This window comes from Plantactinospora sp. B6F1, from assembly GCF_040120695.1.
Classification (GTDB): domain Bacteria; phylum Actinomycetota; class Actinomycetes; order Mycobacteriales; family Micromonosporaceae; genus Plantactinospora.
Genome location: NZ_JBEEAC010000026.1, coordinates 1 through 15,201 on the forward strand (window position 1 = coordinate 1; position 15,201 = coordinate 15,201).

14 protein-coding genes are annotated in these 15,201 nt (G+C 71.1%); 10 read left to right on the top strand and 4 right to left on the bottom strand.

Annotation, left to right across the window (positions count from 1 at the left end):
* Window positions 1-244 precede the first annotated feature (244 nt).
* The 4 genes from pdxR (at window position 245) to ABNF97_RS25860 (ending at window position 5,565) form a co-directional block, all read left to right on the top strand.
* Window positions 245-1,825, top strand: coding sequence for a MocR-like pyridoxine biosynthesis transcription factor PdxR (pdxR, locus tag ABNF97_RS25845; protein WP_349340104.1), 1,581 nt, complete (start codon window positions 245-247; stop codon window positions 1,823-1,825).
* Window positions 1,826-1,885: 60 nt separating this feature from the next.
* The gene (locus tag ABNF97_RS25850) at window positions 1,886-2,743 is read left to right on the top strand and encodes an SMP-30/gluconolactonase/LRE family protein (RefSeq protein WP_130461492.1); all 858 of its coding nucleotides are present in this window, start codon (window positions 1,886-1,888) and stop codon (window positions 2,741-2,743) included.
* Between the two features lie 117 nt (window positions 2,744-2,860).
* Complete coding sequence (locus ABNF97_RS25855; RefSeq protein ID WP_349340105.1) at window positions 2,861-5,173, top strand: ATP-binding cassette domain-containing protein; 2,313 nt, start codon at window positions 2,861-2,863, stop codon at window positions 5,171-5,173.
* Window positions 5,170-5,565, top strand: coding sequence for a hypothetical protein (locus ABNF97_RS25860; RefSeq protein ID WP_130461494.1), 396 nt, complete (start codon window positions 5,170-5,172; stop codon window positions 5,563-5,565). Before ABNF97_RS25855 ends, ABNF97_RS25860 begins: the two co-directional genes overlap by 4 nt.
* Before the next feature lie 45 nt (window positions 5,566-5,610).
* Here the strand turns inward: ABNF97_RS25860 and ABNF97_RS25865 are convergent, their stop codons facing one another.
* Window positions 5,611-6,852, bottom strand: coding sequence for a low temperature requirement protein A (locus ABNF97_RS25865; protein WP_349340106.1), 1,242 nt, complete (start codon window positions 6,850-6,852; stop codon window positions 5,611-5,613).
* A 201-nt stretch (window positions 6,853-7,053) separates the two neighbouring features.
* On the opposite strand from ABNF97_RS25865, the gene ABNF97_RS25870 reads away from it, so the two are divergent.
* Both ABNF97_RS25870 and ABNF97_RS25875 read left to right on the top strand, forming a co-directional pair.
* Window positions 7,054-7,848 (top strand): RNA polymerase sigma factor SigF, encoded by a 795-nt coding sequence (locus ABNF97_RS25870; protein WP_349340107.1) that lies wholly within the window; start codon window positions 7,054-7,056, stop codon window positions 7,846-7,848.
* A gap of 66 nt (window positions 7,849-7,914) precedes the next feature.
* Window positions 7,915-8,226, top strand: a complete 312-nt coding sequence (locus ABNF97_RS25875; protein ID WP_349340108.1) for a transposase — start codon at window positions 7,915-7,917, stop codon at window positions 8,224-8,226.
* Here the strand turns inward: ABNF97_RS25875 and ABNF97_RS25880 are convergent.
* On the bottom strand, window positions 8,180-9,271 hold the full coding sequence (locus ABNF97_RS25880) for an IS110 family RNA-guided transposase (protein WP_349340109.1): 1,092 nt from the start codon (window positions 9,269-9,271) through the stop codon (window positions 8,180-8,182). The genes ABNF97_RS25875 and ABNF97_RS25880 overlap by 47 nt on opposite strands.
* Window positions 9,272-9,543: 272 nt before the next feature.
* Between ABNF97_RS25880 and ABNF97_RS25885 the strand changes: the two genes are divergently transcribed.
* Window positions 9,544-10,428: an IS3 family transposase gene (locus ABNF97_RS25885; RefSeq protein ID WP_349340135.1), complete on the top strand. Its 885-nt coding sequence runs from the start codon at window positions 9,544-9,546 to the stop codon at window positions 10,426-10,428.
* A 106-nt stretch (window positions 10,429-10,534) separates the two neighbouring features.
* On the opposite strand, the gene ABNF97_RS25890 is transcribed toward ABNF97_RS25885, so the two are convergent.
* The gene (locus ABNF97_RS25890; protein WP_130461497.1) at window positions 10,535-11,191 is read right to left on the bottom strand and encodes a response regulator; all 657 of its coding nucleotides are present in this window, start codon (window positions 11,189-11,191) and stop codon (window positions 10,535-10,537) included.
* Window positions 11,188-12,333 carry an ATP-binding protein gene (locus tag ABNF97_RS25895; protein ID WP_130461498.1) on the bottom strand — a complete coding sequence of 382 codons (1,146 nt, stop codon included), beginning with the start codon at window positions 12,331-12,333 and terminating at the stop codon, window positions 11,188-11,190. Before ABNF97_RS25895 ends, ABNF97_RS25890 begins: the two co-directional genes overlap by 4 nt.
* Window positions 12,334-12,420: 87 nt before the next feature.
* Here ABNF97_RS25895 and ABNF97_RS25900 point away from each other — a divergent pair, with 87 nt between their 5' ends.
* The 3 genes from ABNF97_RS25900 to ABNF97_RS25910 all read left to right on the top strand — a co-directional run bounded on the left by ABNF97_RS25900 (window position 12,421) and on the right by ABNF97_RS25910 (window position 15,039).
* The gene (locus ABNF97_RS25900) at window positions 12,421-13,908 is read left to right on the top strand and encodes a DUF1349 domain-containing protein (protein WP_349340110.1); all 1,488 of its coding nucleotides are present in this window, start codon (window positions 12,421-12,423) and stop codon (window positions 13,906-13,908) included.
* Between the two features lie 478 nt (window positions 13,909-14,386).
* Window positions 14,387-14,641 carry a FitA-like ribbon-helix-helix domain-containing protein gene (locus tag ABNF97_RS25905; RefSeq protein WP_130461500.1) on the top strand — a complete coding sequence of 85 codons (255 nt, stop codon included), beginning with the start codon at window positions 14,387-14,389 and terminating at the stop codon, window positions 14,639-14,641.
* On the top strand, window positions 14,623-15,039 hold the full coding sequence (locus tag ABNF97_RS25910) for a PIN domain-containing protein (RefSeq protein ID WP_130461501.1): 417 nt from the start codon (window positions 14,623-14,625) through the stop codon (window positions 15,037-15,039). Before ABNF97_RS25905 ends, ABNF97_RS25910 begins: the two co-directional genes overlap by 19 nt.
* Window positions 15,040-15,201: the final 162 nt, after the last annotated feature.

A 15,201-nucleotide genomic window follows, 5' to 3' on the forward strand; every position in this document is an offset into this window, starting at 1 on the left:
AGGCCGAGTACTGGATGAGCACCATCACCCTGGCCAACTGGGCCGCCGAACGCGGCTACTCCGCATAACCAGAACCGGACACCACACGAAAGGGCCAGCCCCGACCGGGGCTGGCCCTTTCGCCGTCCGGCGGAACACCGGCGTAGCCGGAGTCCGCCGGCCCCCGTGCCGACCAGAGCACGGCCAACTCGTCCGCCAGCGCGAGCGGTGTCGGCCCGCCCACTCTGCCCGGCACAATGGCCTGATGAGCAGAGCCAAACAGGAGGCAGCCGACCGGTCCATATCCTCCGGCTCCGACTTCCTCCAGCTCGACATCGGTGACGCGCCGGCCGGGGGCCGGGCCGACTGGCTCGCCAGCCGACTGCGGTCGGCGATCTCCGACGGCCGGGTGCCGGTGGGCGGGCGGTTGCCGGCGACCCGGGTACTCGCCGCCGAGCTGGGCGTCTCCCGGGGGGTGGTCACCGAGGCGTACCAGCGGCTGGTCGAGGACGGTCACGTCGCCGGGCGGGGCCGGGGCGGGACGATCGTCGTCTCCGCCCCGATCGGCGCACCCGCCGTCCCCGCCCGGTCGACCGGCACCTCGGCCGCGCCGTCCCGGTCCACCGGCATCCCGGCCGCGCCGTCCCGGTCCACCGGCATCCCGGCCGTGACCGCCCGGTCCACCGGCATCCCGGCACCGGCCGCCGGGCCCTTCGCCGCCGGCCCCCGCACCGACATCTTCGACTCGCTCCGCGCCGCGCCGGCCCGGATCGACCTGACCCCGGGGGTACCCGATCTCGCCGCCTTTCCCCGCGCGGCCTGGCTGCGGGCCGAACGCGCCGTGCTGCACGCTCTGACGCCCGGCGACTTCGGCTACGGCGACCCGCGGGGCGCCCCGAGGCTGCGGGAGGCGGTCGCACGCTGGCTGGCCCGCAACCGGGGAATCGGCGTGGACCCGGACGAGGTGCTGGTGGTGGCCGGCGTCGCGCAGGCGCTGACCCTGCTCGGGCAGGTGCTGCCCCGCGACGGGCTGCGGACGGTGGCGGTCGAGGACCCGGGCTCGCTCGGGGTCCGGCAGCAACTGTCCAACTGGGGGCTGGCGACGCCGCCGATCCCGGTCGACGCCGCCGGGCTGTGTGTCGACGAACTCGTGGCCAGCGATGCCCCGGCGGTGATGCTGACCCCGGCGCACCAGTTCCCGACCGGGGTGGTGCTGGACGGTGCCCGGCGGCGCGAGCTGATGCGCTGGGCGACCGGCGGAGGGCTGATCATCGAGGACGACTACGACGCCGAACACCGGTACGACCGACCACCCGTACCGGCGCTCCGGGCGATGCTGCCCGAACAGGTCTGCTACGCCGGCAGTGTCTCCAAGCTGCTCGCCCCCGCCCTGCGGGTCGGCTGGCTGCTCGCACCGAGCCGGTACCGCGCCGCCCTGGTCGACGCGAAGCGGACCGCGGATCTCGGCAACGCCGCCCTGCCGCAACTGGTGCTGGCCGAGTTGATGGAGTCGGGAGGGCTGGAACGCCACCTGCGGCTCCTCCGCCGTCGCCACGTCCGGCGCCGGGACGCGATGATCGTCGCGATCCGGGCCCACCTGCCGGACGCGGTCGTGCACGGCGCGGCGGCGGGCCTTCACCTCATGATCACCTTTGTCGGTGGCCGAGGCGATCGCGTCGACGACGTCGAGCTGGCTACCGCGGCGCTCGCCCGGGGTGTCAAGGTGCAGCCGCTCTCCTGGCACCGGCAACGTCCCGGCCCGCCGGGCCTGGTGCTCGGCTACGCCGCCAGCACCACCGCCGAGATCTCCGACGGCATCGCCGCCGTCGGTGCCGCAGCGTGCTGACATTATCGGGGTTCTGCCGCAGCCCGCTGACATGATCGAGGTTGTCGAAAGGAGCGCGACGTGGTGGACGCGACGCAGGTGACGGATCCGTGCTGCCAGCATGCCGAGGGACCGGTCTGGGACCCCCGGACCGGTCGGCTGTTGTGGGTGGACATGCTGGCCGGCGACGTACTGACGATGACGCCGGGGGCCGGGCGGGTGGATCGGCACCACGTCGACAGCGTCGCGGCGGTGGTGCGACCCCGGGCCGGGGACGGCTACCTGGTCGCGGTGGAGCGCGGGTTCCTGTTCACCGACGCGCAGCTCCGGCCGGTACGCCGGCTGCCCAACGTCTGGGCCGATCCGGACCTGCGGATGAACGAGGGCGGCTGCGACCCGGCCGGCCGGTTCTACTGCGGCTCGATGGCGTACGACACCAGGCCGGGGGCGGCCGCGCTCTACCGGCTGGACGCCGACCTGGTGGCCCGGCGGGTACTCACGGATGTCACCATCTCCAACGGCATCGGCTGGTCGCCCGACGGCACCCTGGCGTACTACGTCGACACCCCGACCCAGCGCGTCGACGTCTTCGACTACGCCGCTGACGAGGCGGCGCTGACCGGCCGGCGGCCGTTCGCCCGGATCGAGCCCGCCGACGGCTCGCCGGACGGGCTGACGGTGGACGCCGAGGGCGGGGTGTGGGTCGCGCTCTGGGGCGGTGGCGAGGTACGCCGCTACGCACCGGACGGCCGGCTGGACGTACGGCTGGCGGTGCCGGCCCGTCAGGTCACCGCCTGCACCTTCGGCGGACCGGAGCTGCGCGATCTCTACATCACCACCTCCCGGCTCGGCCTGGACGACCCGGAGCCGGCCGCCGGTGCGCTGTTCCGGGCCGAGCCCGGGGTCGCCGGGCTGCCGGTCACCCCGTTCCGGGCCTGAACCGGTCACCTGCCCCGGTGCCGGCGTCTCAACACGCGAGTTGAGACTTTTGGCCGGAGCCGCCCGGACAACCTTGCCGAACTCTTAACATGGAGGTTCAACGATATTGTTGAGGGAATGAGTGTCGTTGAACTTTCCGGGCCGGACGGGCCGGTCACCGAGTGGATCCGGGTCACCGGCGCCCGCGAACACAACCTCGCGGACGTCGCCGTCGAGATTCCCAAGCGCAGGCTGACCGTCGTCACCGGCGTCTCCGGATCGGGGAAGTCGTCGCTGGTCTTCGAGACGATCGCGGTCGAGGGCCAGCGGCAGATGACCGAGATGCTGCCGATGTTCGTCCGCAACTTCCTGCCGAGTACCGCCAGACCGGCCGTCGACCTGATCGAGCATCTGCCGGCGACGGTCGCGATCGACCAGCGACCGCTCACCGGCGGGCCGAGGTCGACCGTCGGCACCATCACCGACATCGCCCCGCTGCTGCGGCTGCTCTTCGCCCGGGTCGGCGAGCCGTTCGTCGGCTACCCCGACGCGTTCTCGTTCAACATGCCCGCCGGGATGTGCCCGGAGTGCGAGGGGCTCGGCGAGGTCACCGACGTCGACCTGGCCACCTTCCTCGACCCCACCCGGTCGCTCAACGAGGGGGCCCTGCTCGCCCCGACGTTCAAGGTGGGCAGCCGGGACTGGCACCTGCTCGCCACCTCGGGCCGGCTCGACCCGGACAAGCCGGTGTCGGCGTACTCGGACCGGGAACTCGACGACCTGCTGTACGCGACCGACGGCACGGTGCCGCTGGAGGTCGGTGGGTCGACGATCCACCTGAGCTACGAGGGCGCGGTGGTGAAGTTCCGCCGACGCTACCTCGACCAGCAGACGGAGCCGGGGGAGCGGACCCGGCGGATGGTGCGGGAGCACACCACCTCGGTGCGGTGCCGGGGGTGCGGCGGCAGCCGGCTGTCGCCGCTGGCGCGCTCCAGCCGGATCGGCGGGCACGACATCGCCGAACTCTGCGCGATGGAGGCCGAGGAACTGCTCGGCGTACTGGCCGGGCTGGAGGTGCCGGCGGCCAAGCCGGTGCTGGACACCCTGGTCGGCCAGGTCGGGCACCTGGTGGAGATCGGGCTCGGCTACCTGAGCCTGGACCGGCGCACCAGTACGCTCTCCGGGGGCGAAGCCCAGCGGGTCAAGATCGTACGACACCTCTCCAGCAGCCTGAACGACCTGCTCTACATCTTCGACGAGCCGAGCGTCGGGCTGCATCCCCGGGACGTGCACCGGCTCACCAACCTGCTGCGCACGTTGCGGGACAAGGGCAACACCGTGCTGGTCGTCGAGCACGACCGTGACGTGATCGCGGCCGCCGACCACGTGCTCGACCTGGGCCCCGGCGCCGGTACGGCGGGCGGCCGGGTGGTCTACGCCGGCGGGGTCGACGGGCTCGTCGACGCCGACACCGCGACCGGCCGGGCGATGACCCGGGGCACCCGGCTGAAGGCGACGGTACGCACCCCGACCGGCGTACTGCCGATCGTCGAGGCCCGCACGCACAACCTGCGCGACCTCAGCCTCAACATCCCGTCCGGGGTGCTCACCGTGATCGCCGGGGTCGCCGGCGCGGGCAAGTCGAGCCTGGTGGGCGGCGCGTTCCGGGCCCAGCATCCCGAGGCGGTGATCGTCGACCAGTCGATGCCGCACGCCAACCGCCGGTCCACCGTCGTCACCTACACCGGGGTCGCCGACCAGATCCGGACCGAGTTCGCCCGGGCCAACCGGGTCAGTCCGGCCCTGTTCAGCGCGAACTCCTCGGGGGCCTGCGCCACCTGTGCGGGCCTGGGCGTGGTGCAGACCGACTTCGGCGCGCTGGAGGGCATCTCGCTGGTCTGCCAGACCTGCGACGGCCGCCGCTTCTCCGACGAGGTGCTGGGCTACCGGCTGCGCGGACGGACCATCAGCGACGTGCTGGAGATGACGGTCGCGCAGGGGCGGGAGTTCTTCGCCGGCAGCCGCCGGATCGCCCCGGTGCTGGCGGCGATCGCCGACGTCGGGCTCGACTACCTGCGGCTTGGCCAGCCGCTGACCAGCCTCTCCGGTGGCGAGTGCCAGCGGATCAAGCTCGCCACGCACCTGCGCGGCGGCGCCCCGGCGTACGTGCTCGACGAGCCGACCACCGGGCTGCACATGGCGGACGTGGGTCGGCTGCTGGGCGTACTGGACCGGCTGGTCGACGAGTACGGGGCGACCGTACTCGTGATCGAGCACAACCTGGACGTCGTCGCGTACGCCGACTGGGTGGTGGAGCTCGGGCCGGAGGGCGGCAGCCGGGGTGGCCGGGTGCTCTACCAGGGCGAGCCGGGTGGCCTGGTCGAGCTGGCCACCTCGCCCACCGGCGTACACCTGCGCCGGGCCCTGGGTGCCGCGGCGGTGCCGGCATGACGCCGGTGACCGAGGGCGACCGTCGCCGCCTCGCGGCCGCCGTCGCCGAGGCGGCCGGGGCGGTGGTCGAGCTGCTCGGCGCGTACCCGGTGCGGGCCGGCACGCCGGTCCCGGTCGCCGAACTGTTGCCGCCGCTGGCCGCGCGGCACCGCGCCCTCCAGGAGGCGGTCGACGGCTATCCCGGCCCGCTGGCCGTGGACCCGGCCGGCCGACCCGACCCGCTGGGCGGGGAGCTCGCCGGCCTGATGAGCTGGCTGCAACTGCTGGGGGTGCTCTATCGCGGGCTGGACGACATCCCCGAGTCGATGCGGATCACCGCCGGTCGGAGCTTCGCGGCCGCGCACCTCGCCGCCCGACGGGTACGCGACCGGGCCCGCCGCCTGGCCGGCTGACCGCCGCCCGACGGGCCGGCAGGTCAGCCCGCCCGTCGGGCGGCGCTACGTCTCGACCCGCTCCTCGCCGACCCGGACGATCAGCCGGCTGGCCACGGCGGCGTAGCAGATCATCAGCAGGGCGAGCAGGGGCACCAGGACGATCGGCGGCGGTATCAGGGCGGCGGCGCCGAGCAGCCCGACGCCGACCGCCGCGATCCCGATCCGCAGCGCCGGTACCCTGCCCAGCGCGATCCGTTGCAGCGCCAGGCCACCGACCATCCAACTGGCGAGCGAGACCGCCAGCAGCAGGCGCAGCATCTGCGGCAGGTGCTCCCGGCCGGCCCCGGCCTCCCGGACGGCCTGGCCCAGGCACCAGCCGAGCAGCAGCAGCGCGGAGCCGACCACCCCGTGCGCGGTCGCGTAGCCGATGCCGGCGCTCAACCGCGACGTGGTCAGCCCCACGGTCACGAAGGTGGTGTAGACCCACCATATCGAGGCGGGGATGAGGAAGCCGGTGAGCGCCACCACGACGGCGGCCGGCGACGGGCGGGTCGGCACCGCGTCGATCAGGTCGGTCAGGCTGATCCCGAGCAGGATGATGGTGAACTGCCCGATCCGTTCCGGCAGGTGTGACGGGTGGACCGGATGCTGCACCAGCCAACGGCGGCCGAGCCACGGGGTCAGTACCTCGACGACCAGTCCGATCAGCCAGAGCAGCGGACGGTTGTGTGCCGGTACGGCGAGCGAGGCGACCCAGAAGAGCAGGCCCGCGCCGAACCCGACGAGGTAGACGGTGGTCAGCCGGCGTGCGGTGGTACCGACGCCGCGTACCCGGAGGTAGAGCACCAACAGGGTGCCGCGGACCACGAGGTAGCCGACGGGTAGCAGCCGGGTCTCCGGAGCATCCTCGGCGCCGATCGCCATGATGCCCGCGCCGATCATGCCGGCGAGGACGACCAGCCGGTGGCCGAGGTCGTCGGGGTCGAAACGGGTGTCGTAGAAGGCCTGCCCGACCCAGGCCCAGTAGACGATCACGAAGAGGCCGGCGGTCCAGAGGATCTCGCCGGTGTCGGGGACCACCTCGGCGAGCCGGCTCTGCACGGCCGCGAGGGCCAGTACGAAGACCAGGTCGAAGAAGAGTTCGAGCCAGGACGCGTGCCGCTCCTCCTCGCCGGGCAGGGAATCCGGGTCCAGGCCCCAGCGCTCGACGAGCCGGCGTGGCCGGATCACACCGTGCTCCGGTCGCCGGTCCGGCCGCCCCGGCAGGGTACGCGGTGCCGCCTCCAGCTCACAGACGGTAATCATTCCGTCTGGGTCGGGCCGGTCGGGCGGGATCGGCGAATCCCGTTCGGGGGCGAATCCGGGGTCGGGTAGGGGTTAGATCAAGGGCGGTTCTGCCAGCTTTCAGTCGTACATGCCCGTTTTATACATCAGCCGTTCGGCTAGCCTCAACCAATACCAACGGGCTAAGGTGATGCCTGAACAGCCAGCGCAGGGAGGAACCACATGACCACCACAACCACCAGAACCACCACCACCAACCCCACCCTCACCGACACCGCCACCGACCTCCTCCACGCCATGACCGCCCTACCCACCCACCACCCCTCCCGACCCACCCTCCGCGACAAAGCCATCGAAGCCTGGCTCCCCCTCGCCCACCACCTCGCCCACCGCTACAGCGGACGCGGCGAACCCACCGACGACCTCACCCAAACCGCCGCCATCGGCCTCATCAAAGCCATCGACAAATGGGACCCCACCCGCGGCGTCGACTTCGCCGGCTACGCCATCCCCACCATCATCGGCGAACTCAAACGACACTTCCGCGACCGCACCTGGGACATCCGCGTCCCCCGCCGCCTCCAAGAACTCCGCCTCGCCATCAGCGAAGCCAACAGCACCCTCCTACAAACCCTCGGCCGCTCCCCCACCATCACCGACATCGCCACCCACCTCAACCTCACCGAAGAAGACATCCTCGAAGGCCTCGAAGGCGCCCGCGCCTACAACGCCGTCTCCCTCTCCACCCCCACCGGCGACGGCGAACGCACCACCGAACTCGGCGACCTCCTCGGCACCGAAGACAACCAATACGAACTCGCCGAACTCCGCGTCGCCCTCGGCCCCGCCCTCGCCACCCTCGACGAACGCGAACAAAAAATCCTCACCCTCCGCTTCTACGGCAACCTCACCCAATCCCAAATCGCCGAACACATCGGCGTCTCCCAAATGCACATCAGCCGCCTCCTCACCCGCGCCCTCACCAAACTCCGCACCCAACTCGCCGACACCTACTGACGGCGCGGCGGGCAGCCTGCGGTTCCCCTCGTAGCGTGGAGGCCAGATCTTGAGGGATAGAGGTTCATGGCTGAGACGAGACGCCGGTTCGATCCGGAGTTCCGCGAGGGCGCGGTCCGGATCGTGCGGGAGACGGGGAAGTCGATCGCGCAGGTCGCTCGTGACCTGGGCATCAACGACGGCACCCTCGCCAATTGGGTGAAGAAGGACCGCGAAGCCCGTGGTGAGGCCGTGGCTGGTGGCCTGTCGGAGGACGAGCGGTCCGAGTTGGCGCGGCTACGGCGCGAGAACGCCGAGCTGGCGATGGAGCGTGATGACGCCCCTATGTTTGTCAAGTCGCCGGGTTGGGCGTTGTCGCTGGTGGCAGGGCTGCGGTGATGAGGGGAAAGATCTGCCGGGCGACGTAGCGCTTCAGGCAGCGGATGGTCTCCTTCGTGGATTTGCCCTCGTGTGCCCGTTTGGTGGCGTAATCGCGGGTGCGTTGGTCGCGGCCGAGTCGGGTCAGGACGATGGTGTAGAGGGCGCTGTTGGCGCGCCGGTCACCGCCGCGGTTGAGTCGGCGGCGGATGGTCTTCCCCGATGACGCCTCGATCGGGTTGACGCCGCAGAGGGCTGCGAATGTGGCCTGGTTGGCCAGCCGGTCGGGGTTGTCGCCGGCGGTGATGAGCAGTGCCGCGGCGGTGTCGGGGCCGATGCCGTTCTGCTCGAGTAACTGCGGCGCGCAGGCGGTGATGGTGGCGCTCATCTGTTGCTGCAGGGCGTGGGCCTCGTCGGTGAGGGCCAGGACGCGGCGGGCCAGGCTGCGCAGCACCGTGGTGGTCGCCGCGTAGGTGCTGTGGTCGGTGTCGCTGGGCAGGTTGGCGCAGGCGCGGATCAACGCGACGCGGCCGAGACCGCTCAGTGATTCCCGCAGCGCCGGATCGGCCCGCACCAGCACGGCCTTGAGCTGGTTGATGGCCTGGGTGCGGGCCTTGACCGCCGAGTCCTTGGCGATCTTGAACATGCGGATCGCCTCCACGGCACCGTCGCCGCTTTTGGCCAGGCCGGTGGCCTGCCCGGACAGCACCGCCCGGGCGGCGTTCTCCGCGTCGATGGCGTCAGTCTTGCCGCGCCGACGGCGCACCGCCCGGTTGGGTCGGTTGACCTCGATGACCTGCAGCCCATCGCCGTGCAGGTGCCGGGTCAGGGCGGCGCCGTGGGAGCTGGTGCCCTCCACCCCGGCGCGGCGTAGCCGACCGTGTCCGCGCGCCCATTCCACCAAGGCGGTGTAGCCGGCGGCGGTGGTCGGAAACGTCTGCGTGTCCACCAGCGCACCCAGCACGGTGATCACCGCAGCGACGTGTGTGTCGTTGTGCGTGTCAACGCCGAGGATGATCTCCTCATCCAGCGCGGTGGCATTGGTCGGGACGTCGGTCGGCAACATCAAATCCTTTCACTCGGTAACAGGGGTCGACGCCGACCGGACGTGATGGTCAGGACTGTGACGGTGCATCGGCAAGGCCCCTATCGGGACACATCCACGCCCGGATCAGCTCGGTGCCGCCCGAGGGCGAGGTCGACGGGTCATCACGAAGGCACCCGCAGGGCCAGTCTCAAGCTGGGTCAAACCCCACCCGCCGGGCGGCACCAATCCATCCTCACAGTCCTCAAGCGATCCGTGGTCCTGTGGGTCAAGGAAGCGACGGGCCGGTGAGCGTGGCGGCCTTCATCGCTTCCCAGAGGACCGAACACGCTGTGCCCCACGCGGTGGCCTGCCGAGCCCTCGGGGTCTCGCAGTCGTGGTTCTACAAGTGGCGCGACCGGCCACCGACCCCGAGGCAGAAGCGACGCAGTACCTTGGCCGCTGCCGTCCGTCGGGTGTTCGACGACTCCGGCGGCACCTACGGGAGCCCGCGCATCGGCGACGAGCTACGGGAGCAGGGCTGGCTGGTCTCCGACAACACGATCGCCGCGCTGATGGCCGACCTCGGCCTGGTCGCGCGGGCCAAGCGACGCCGGCGCGGGCTGACCCGGCCCGGTAAACGCCCCGCCGCTGCGGACCTGATCCGGCGAGCCTTCACCGCACCGGCACCGAATGTCGCCTGGTGCGGCGACATCACCGAGATCGTCACTGACGACGGCAAGCTTTACCTGGCCACCGTGATCGACCTGTACTCCCGGCGGATCCTTGGTTACGCGATGGGCGCGCACCATGACACCAGCCTGGTTGTCGCCGCGCTGAACATGGCCGCGGTCACCCGCGGCGGCGACGTGGCTGGGGTGATCTTCCACAGTGATAGGGGTAGCGAATACTGCTCGGCCGACTTCGCCCGCGCCTGTGCCCGATGGAAGGTGCGGCAGTCGATGGGCCGGGTCGGCTCGTGCTTCGACAACGCCGTCGCCGAGGCCACCTTCTCCACCCTCAAGGTCGAGTACGTCCACCGCCGCCGGTTCCGTACCCGTAACGAGGCCCGCATCAAGATCGCCACCTGGATCACCGACTTCTACAACAACCGACGCCGGCACTCCGTCTGCGACGGACGCTCACCGATCAACTACGAACGATCAACGGTCCGGGCTCAGGAGGCCCAAGCCGCATAACGGAGTCCTCCACGATTCCAGGGGATTGACAGCCCGCAGGACCCGAACCGCAGGAAGCGGGGCGGCACCGTGAATCGTTCGCCCGGATGCCGCCGCGGGCGTCGGATCAGGCGATCCGGTAGCCGACCCCCGGCGTCGTCGCGATGGCCGGTGGGTCGCCGAGCTTCCGTCGTAACCGGCCAACGGTCACCGTGACGGTGTTGGTGAACGGATCGGCGTTCTCGTCCCAGACCTGCTCCAGCAGCGCCTCGGTACTCAGGAAGCCCGGACTGGCTCGCAGCAGCGCCTCCAGCACCGCGAACTCCTTCACCGAGAGGTTGAGGTGCCGTCCGTCCCGGACGGCGGTCCGGCGTACCGGATCCAACGTGATCCCGCCCGCGTGCAGCGTCCGGGGCCGCGCGTCCGGCCTGCGCCGGGCCAGCGCCTGGATCCGCAGGATCAGCTCCGGGAAGTGGAAGGGCTTGCCGAGATAGTCGTCCGCACCGAGGGTCAGCCCACTGACCCGGTCACCGGGCGCGCTCGCCGCGGTCAGCATCAGCACCATCGGCCGGCCGGTCCGCTCGCTGATCATCTGACACAGTGTGTCGCCGTGCAGGCCGGGCAGGTCCCGGTCCAGGACCACCACGTCGTGCGTGCCGAGGTCGAGCTTCGCGCCGGCGGTCAGCCCGTCGTACGCGATGTCGACGGCCATCCCCTGGTCGCGCAGCCCTTCCGCGACGACCTCGGCGAGAGCGTGATCGTCTTCGACGACGAGGATTCTCACGCTGTCACCGGCACCTTCCCCGCCGGAAGCGTGATCGACACTCCCAGACCGCCCTCCGGCCGGGCGCGCAGGACGAGCCGGCCGCCGTGGGCGGCGGCGACGGCGGCCACGATGGAGAGTCCGAGCCCTGAGGAGCCGTGACGCTCACCGCCGAGCCGCTCGAAGGGCCGCGCCAGCCGGTCGACCTCCCGCTGGTCGAGAAGGCGACCACCGGTCTCGACGACGAGTACCGTCTCCTCCTCGCCCGCCGATCCGGTGATCCCGATCCATCCGCCCTGCTCGTTGTGGGTCACAGCGTTGTCGACGACGTTGTCCACCAGCCGCGCCAGCAGCGCCGGGCTGCCGTGGGTCGCCGTGCCCGGTGGTACGTCCACCGTCACGTTCAGCCGCTTCGCCCGTACGTCGGCGGTCCGCTCGTGCAGGGCCGCGCCGACGAGGTCGCCGAGGTCGACGGTGGTGGCGTCGGCCAGTGCCCCGTGCTGGGCCCGGGCCAGCACGAGGAACCCGTCGAGCAGGTGGTCGACCCGGTCCAACTGGCGGCGCAGCCGATCCGCCAGCGCCACCGTCGAGGGGGGCGGGTCGGGCTTGGCGACCGCGACATCCAGCGACGCCCGCATCGTCGCCAACGGCGTACGCAACTCGTGGGACGCGTTGGCGACGAAGCGGCGCTGTGCGGTGAACGAGGCTTCGAGCCGTTCGAGCAGTTCGTCGATGGTGTCGGCGAGGTCCTTCACCTCGTCGGCCGGGCCGTCCACCGCCAGCCGCCGGTCCAGGCTGTCGGCGGAGATGCGCCGGGTGGCGCGGGTGATGAGCCGCAGCGGTCGGAGTACCCGCCCGGCCAGCACCCGACCGAGCAGCAGTGACACGACCGCCATCACGATCAGCGCCATCAGCGAGCCGGCCAGCAGTTGGCGGGCCTGCTCCGCCTGCACGGCGGCCAGTTGCTCCTCCAACTGCCGGATCCGCTGCTGCGCCGGGCCGCCCTGGCCGGGCGGCGGACCTCCGGCGGGTACGACGCTGCTGATGCTGCCGCCGGAGAGCAGAAAGGTCAGGGCCGACAGCCCGACACCGGAGACGAGGAACACCAGGGCGTAGAGGGCGGTGAACCTCGCCCGCACGGTCCCGCTGAGCAGCCTGAGCATGCCTTCCAGGATGCCCGGGGCCACCTAACAACGGCGTGACAGCGCCGGTTCGGGCCCCGTTACCCGCCGATGCGTAGAACCGAAGGCATGTCGACCACCGACCTCCTCCGGCGGGAATGGACCGCGTTCCGTCGCCCCGGCCGGCTGGCCGCCCTGGCCGCCGCCGCCGTCACCGTCATCGCGCTGGGTCTGCTGTACGCCTTCGGCAGCCACTCGTCCTGCTCCGGGCCGTGCCCGGGCGTTCCCGTGGCCAGCGACGGCGCCACCGTCAGCGACAGGTTCTGGTTCCTGCACCGCGACCTGGGCCGCGAGGGCAGCATCACGGTGCGGATGACCTCGATGTCCGGGACGATCACCTATCCTCCGCCGGACCATGACGAGATCGTGTCCGGGCTGGTGCCATGGGCGAAGGCGGGGATCATCGTCAAGGACGGCGTGCGGCCGGGCTCGCGGTACGCGGCACTCATGATGACCGGCGGCCACGGCGTACGCTTCCAGCACGACTACGCCCACGACGTCGCCGGGAGCGCGGGCGACGTTTCCGAGCAGTCCCCGCGCTGGTTGCGGCTGACCCGCTCGGGCGACACCATCACCGGCTCCGAGTCGGTCGACGGCGAGCAGTGGCGCACCGTCGGGACGGCGAGGCTCGACGGGCTGCCGGACACCGTGCAGGTCGGCCTCTTCGCCACCTCGCCCGGCGACCTCACCCTCCGGAAGGTCGCCCTCGGCGGCGCCGTCGAGGAGTCCCGGTTCACCCAGGCCGTCGGTGTCTTCGACAACGTCGCCGTCGTCGGCGGCACCGCCGAGGCATGGGACAGCGACCCGGTCGGCGAGATGAACCACACCGACTGGGAGAGGTACCACAACCCGTCGGGCGCCACCGAGCGGGACGGTGTCATCACGGTCAGCGGTACCGGCGACATCGGGCCGCTCAACGAGGAGCGCGCGCGTACCGTCGAGAACACCCTGATCGGCCTGGTGGTTGCCCTGATCGTCATGCTCGTCGTCGCGGTCCGTCACGGCACCCGCGCAACTCGGCAGGCGATCGGTCGGCGGGCGATCGTCGCCCGGGCGGCGGTCGTCGGCGCGGCCACCTTCGTCACCGGTCTGGTCGCCGTCGGCGTCGTCCTTCCGGTGGGTGCGGCGATCCTGAAGAGCAACGGAAACCCGGTGCAGTCGATGTCGGTACCGACCGGCGCCCGGGTGATCATCGGGATTTCGGTGGTGCTCGCCCTCTGCGCTGTCCTCGGGCACGGGCTCGGTGTGTGGCTGCGTCGCGGCCCGGTGGCGATCCTCGTCGGGCTGTCGCTGGTCGCGGTGCCCTACGCCGTCATCGCGTTCCCGCTACTGCCCGACCCGGTCTCCGAGTGGCTGCTGCGGCTCACCCCGGCCGCCGGCTTCGCCGTCAAGCAGACGACGCAGGAGTATCCGCAGGTCGTCGCGCACTACGCACCGTCGGCCGGGTACTTCCCGCTGCCCTGGTGGGCGGGGCTCGCGGTGCTCTGCGCGTACACCCTGATCGTGCTGCGGATGGCCGTCGGCCGGCAGCCGGCGGTGGACACCGACTGGCGATAGCAGGCCGTGCCGGAACGACCCCGCGCCGTTCCGGGTTCGGGTCCGTCCGTTCTAGAGCGGTGACCGTTCAGAGACGGCGTACTACGCGTGACGTCCGCGGCGGCAGACGATTGGGCGATGCCTTCCGGATCGGTGGTGAAGACGATCGCGTCGCAGGTCAGAGCAATAGCGACGACGCGCGCGATCCTTTCCGCAAACCCCAGGCGACATCGCGTACGGCGAGGCCAGTCGTTCCGGCGAACCGTGCCGGTAGGGCGAGTCGAGATCACCGAGCACCGCCCGAAGCCCGCGAGCGGGGCAACCTACGGGTAGCGGATCACCGGCGATCGTGGCGGTGTGGTTCGCATGGTGGTACCTCCGGCCCACCGACTTCTCTGAACTGCGGTTCTTGGCCGTGTCGCAGTCGTCATGCGGAACCGATTGATCGAAGCCTCAAGTCTTTCTGGCGAGCGAGTGATGCTGCATGCATAATGAATGCATGGTTGCTCTCCAGATTCGGGACGTGCCGGAAGAAGTACGAGACGCCCTGGCAGCGCAGGCTAAGGCGCGCGGGCAGTCACTCCAGGCGTACCTGTTGGATCTGGTGGAGACCCAGGCTCGGCGGCTGCGCAACACCGCGGCCCTTGATCGCTTCGCCGGCCGATCGGACGGTGCTCGCTCCCTGCCGGGGGAGAGCGTGGCCGAGTTGAATGACCAGCGGGAGCAGCGCGGACCGTGGGACAGCGCCGAATGATCGTCGTGGATGCGTCGGTTCTGGCCGACGCCCTGGTCGACGACGGGCCGGTCGGCGACGCGGCGCGGGCGGAGCTGACCGGAGATCCGCACTGGGCCGCACCGAGCCATCTTCTGGTCGAGGTCATTTCGGTGATCAGAGGCAAGGTCCTCGGTAGGAAGCTGGGCCTTGCCCGGGCTCAGGAGGCGATCGGCACCCTGCCCTCGTTGGTCATCGATGAGGTTGCCATCGCTATGCTGCTCGACCGGATGTGGCAGTTGCGGGGCAATGTCACGGCGTACGACGCGGCTTACGTCGCGGCGGCGGAGTTGTTGGCCTGCCCGCTCGTGACCGGTGATGGTCGGCTCGCCAAGGCCAGCGGCGTCCGCTGCGAGTTCCGACTACTCGCGGTGTCCTGACGGTGGCCGCCCGAGGATCATCGGCCTGACGCCCTCGGGCCGGACAACCTGACTGGAAGCGGATCACCGGCGATCGTCGCGGGGGTGGTTCGCATGGGGGTACCTCCGCCCCACCGACCGTTGTCCCTGTTCAAGCATGCTGCCGACGACCCGGACGGACCG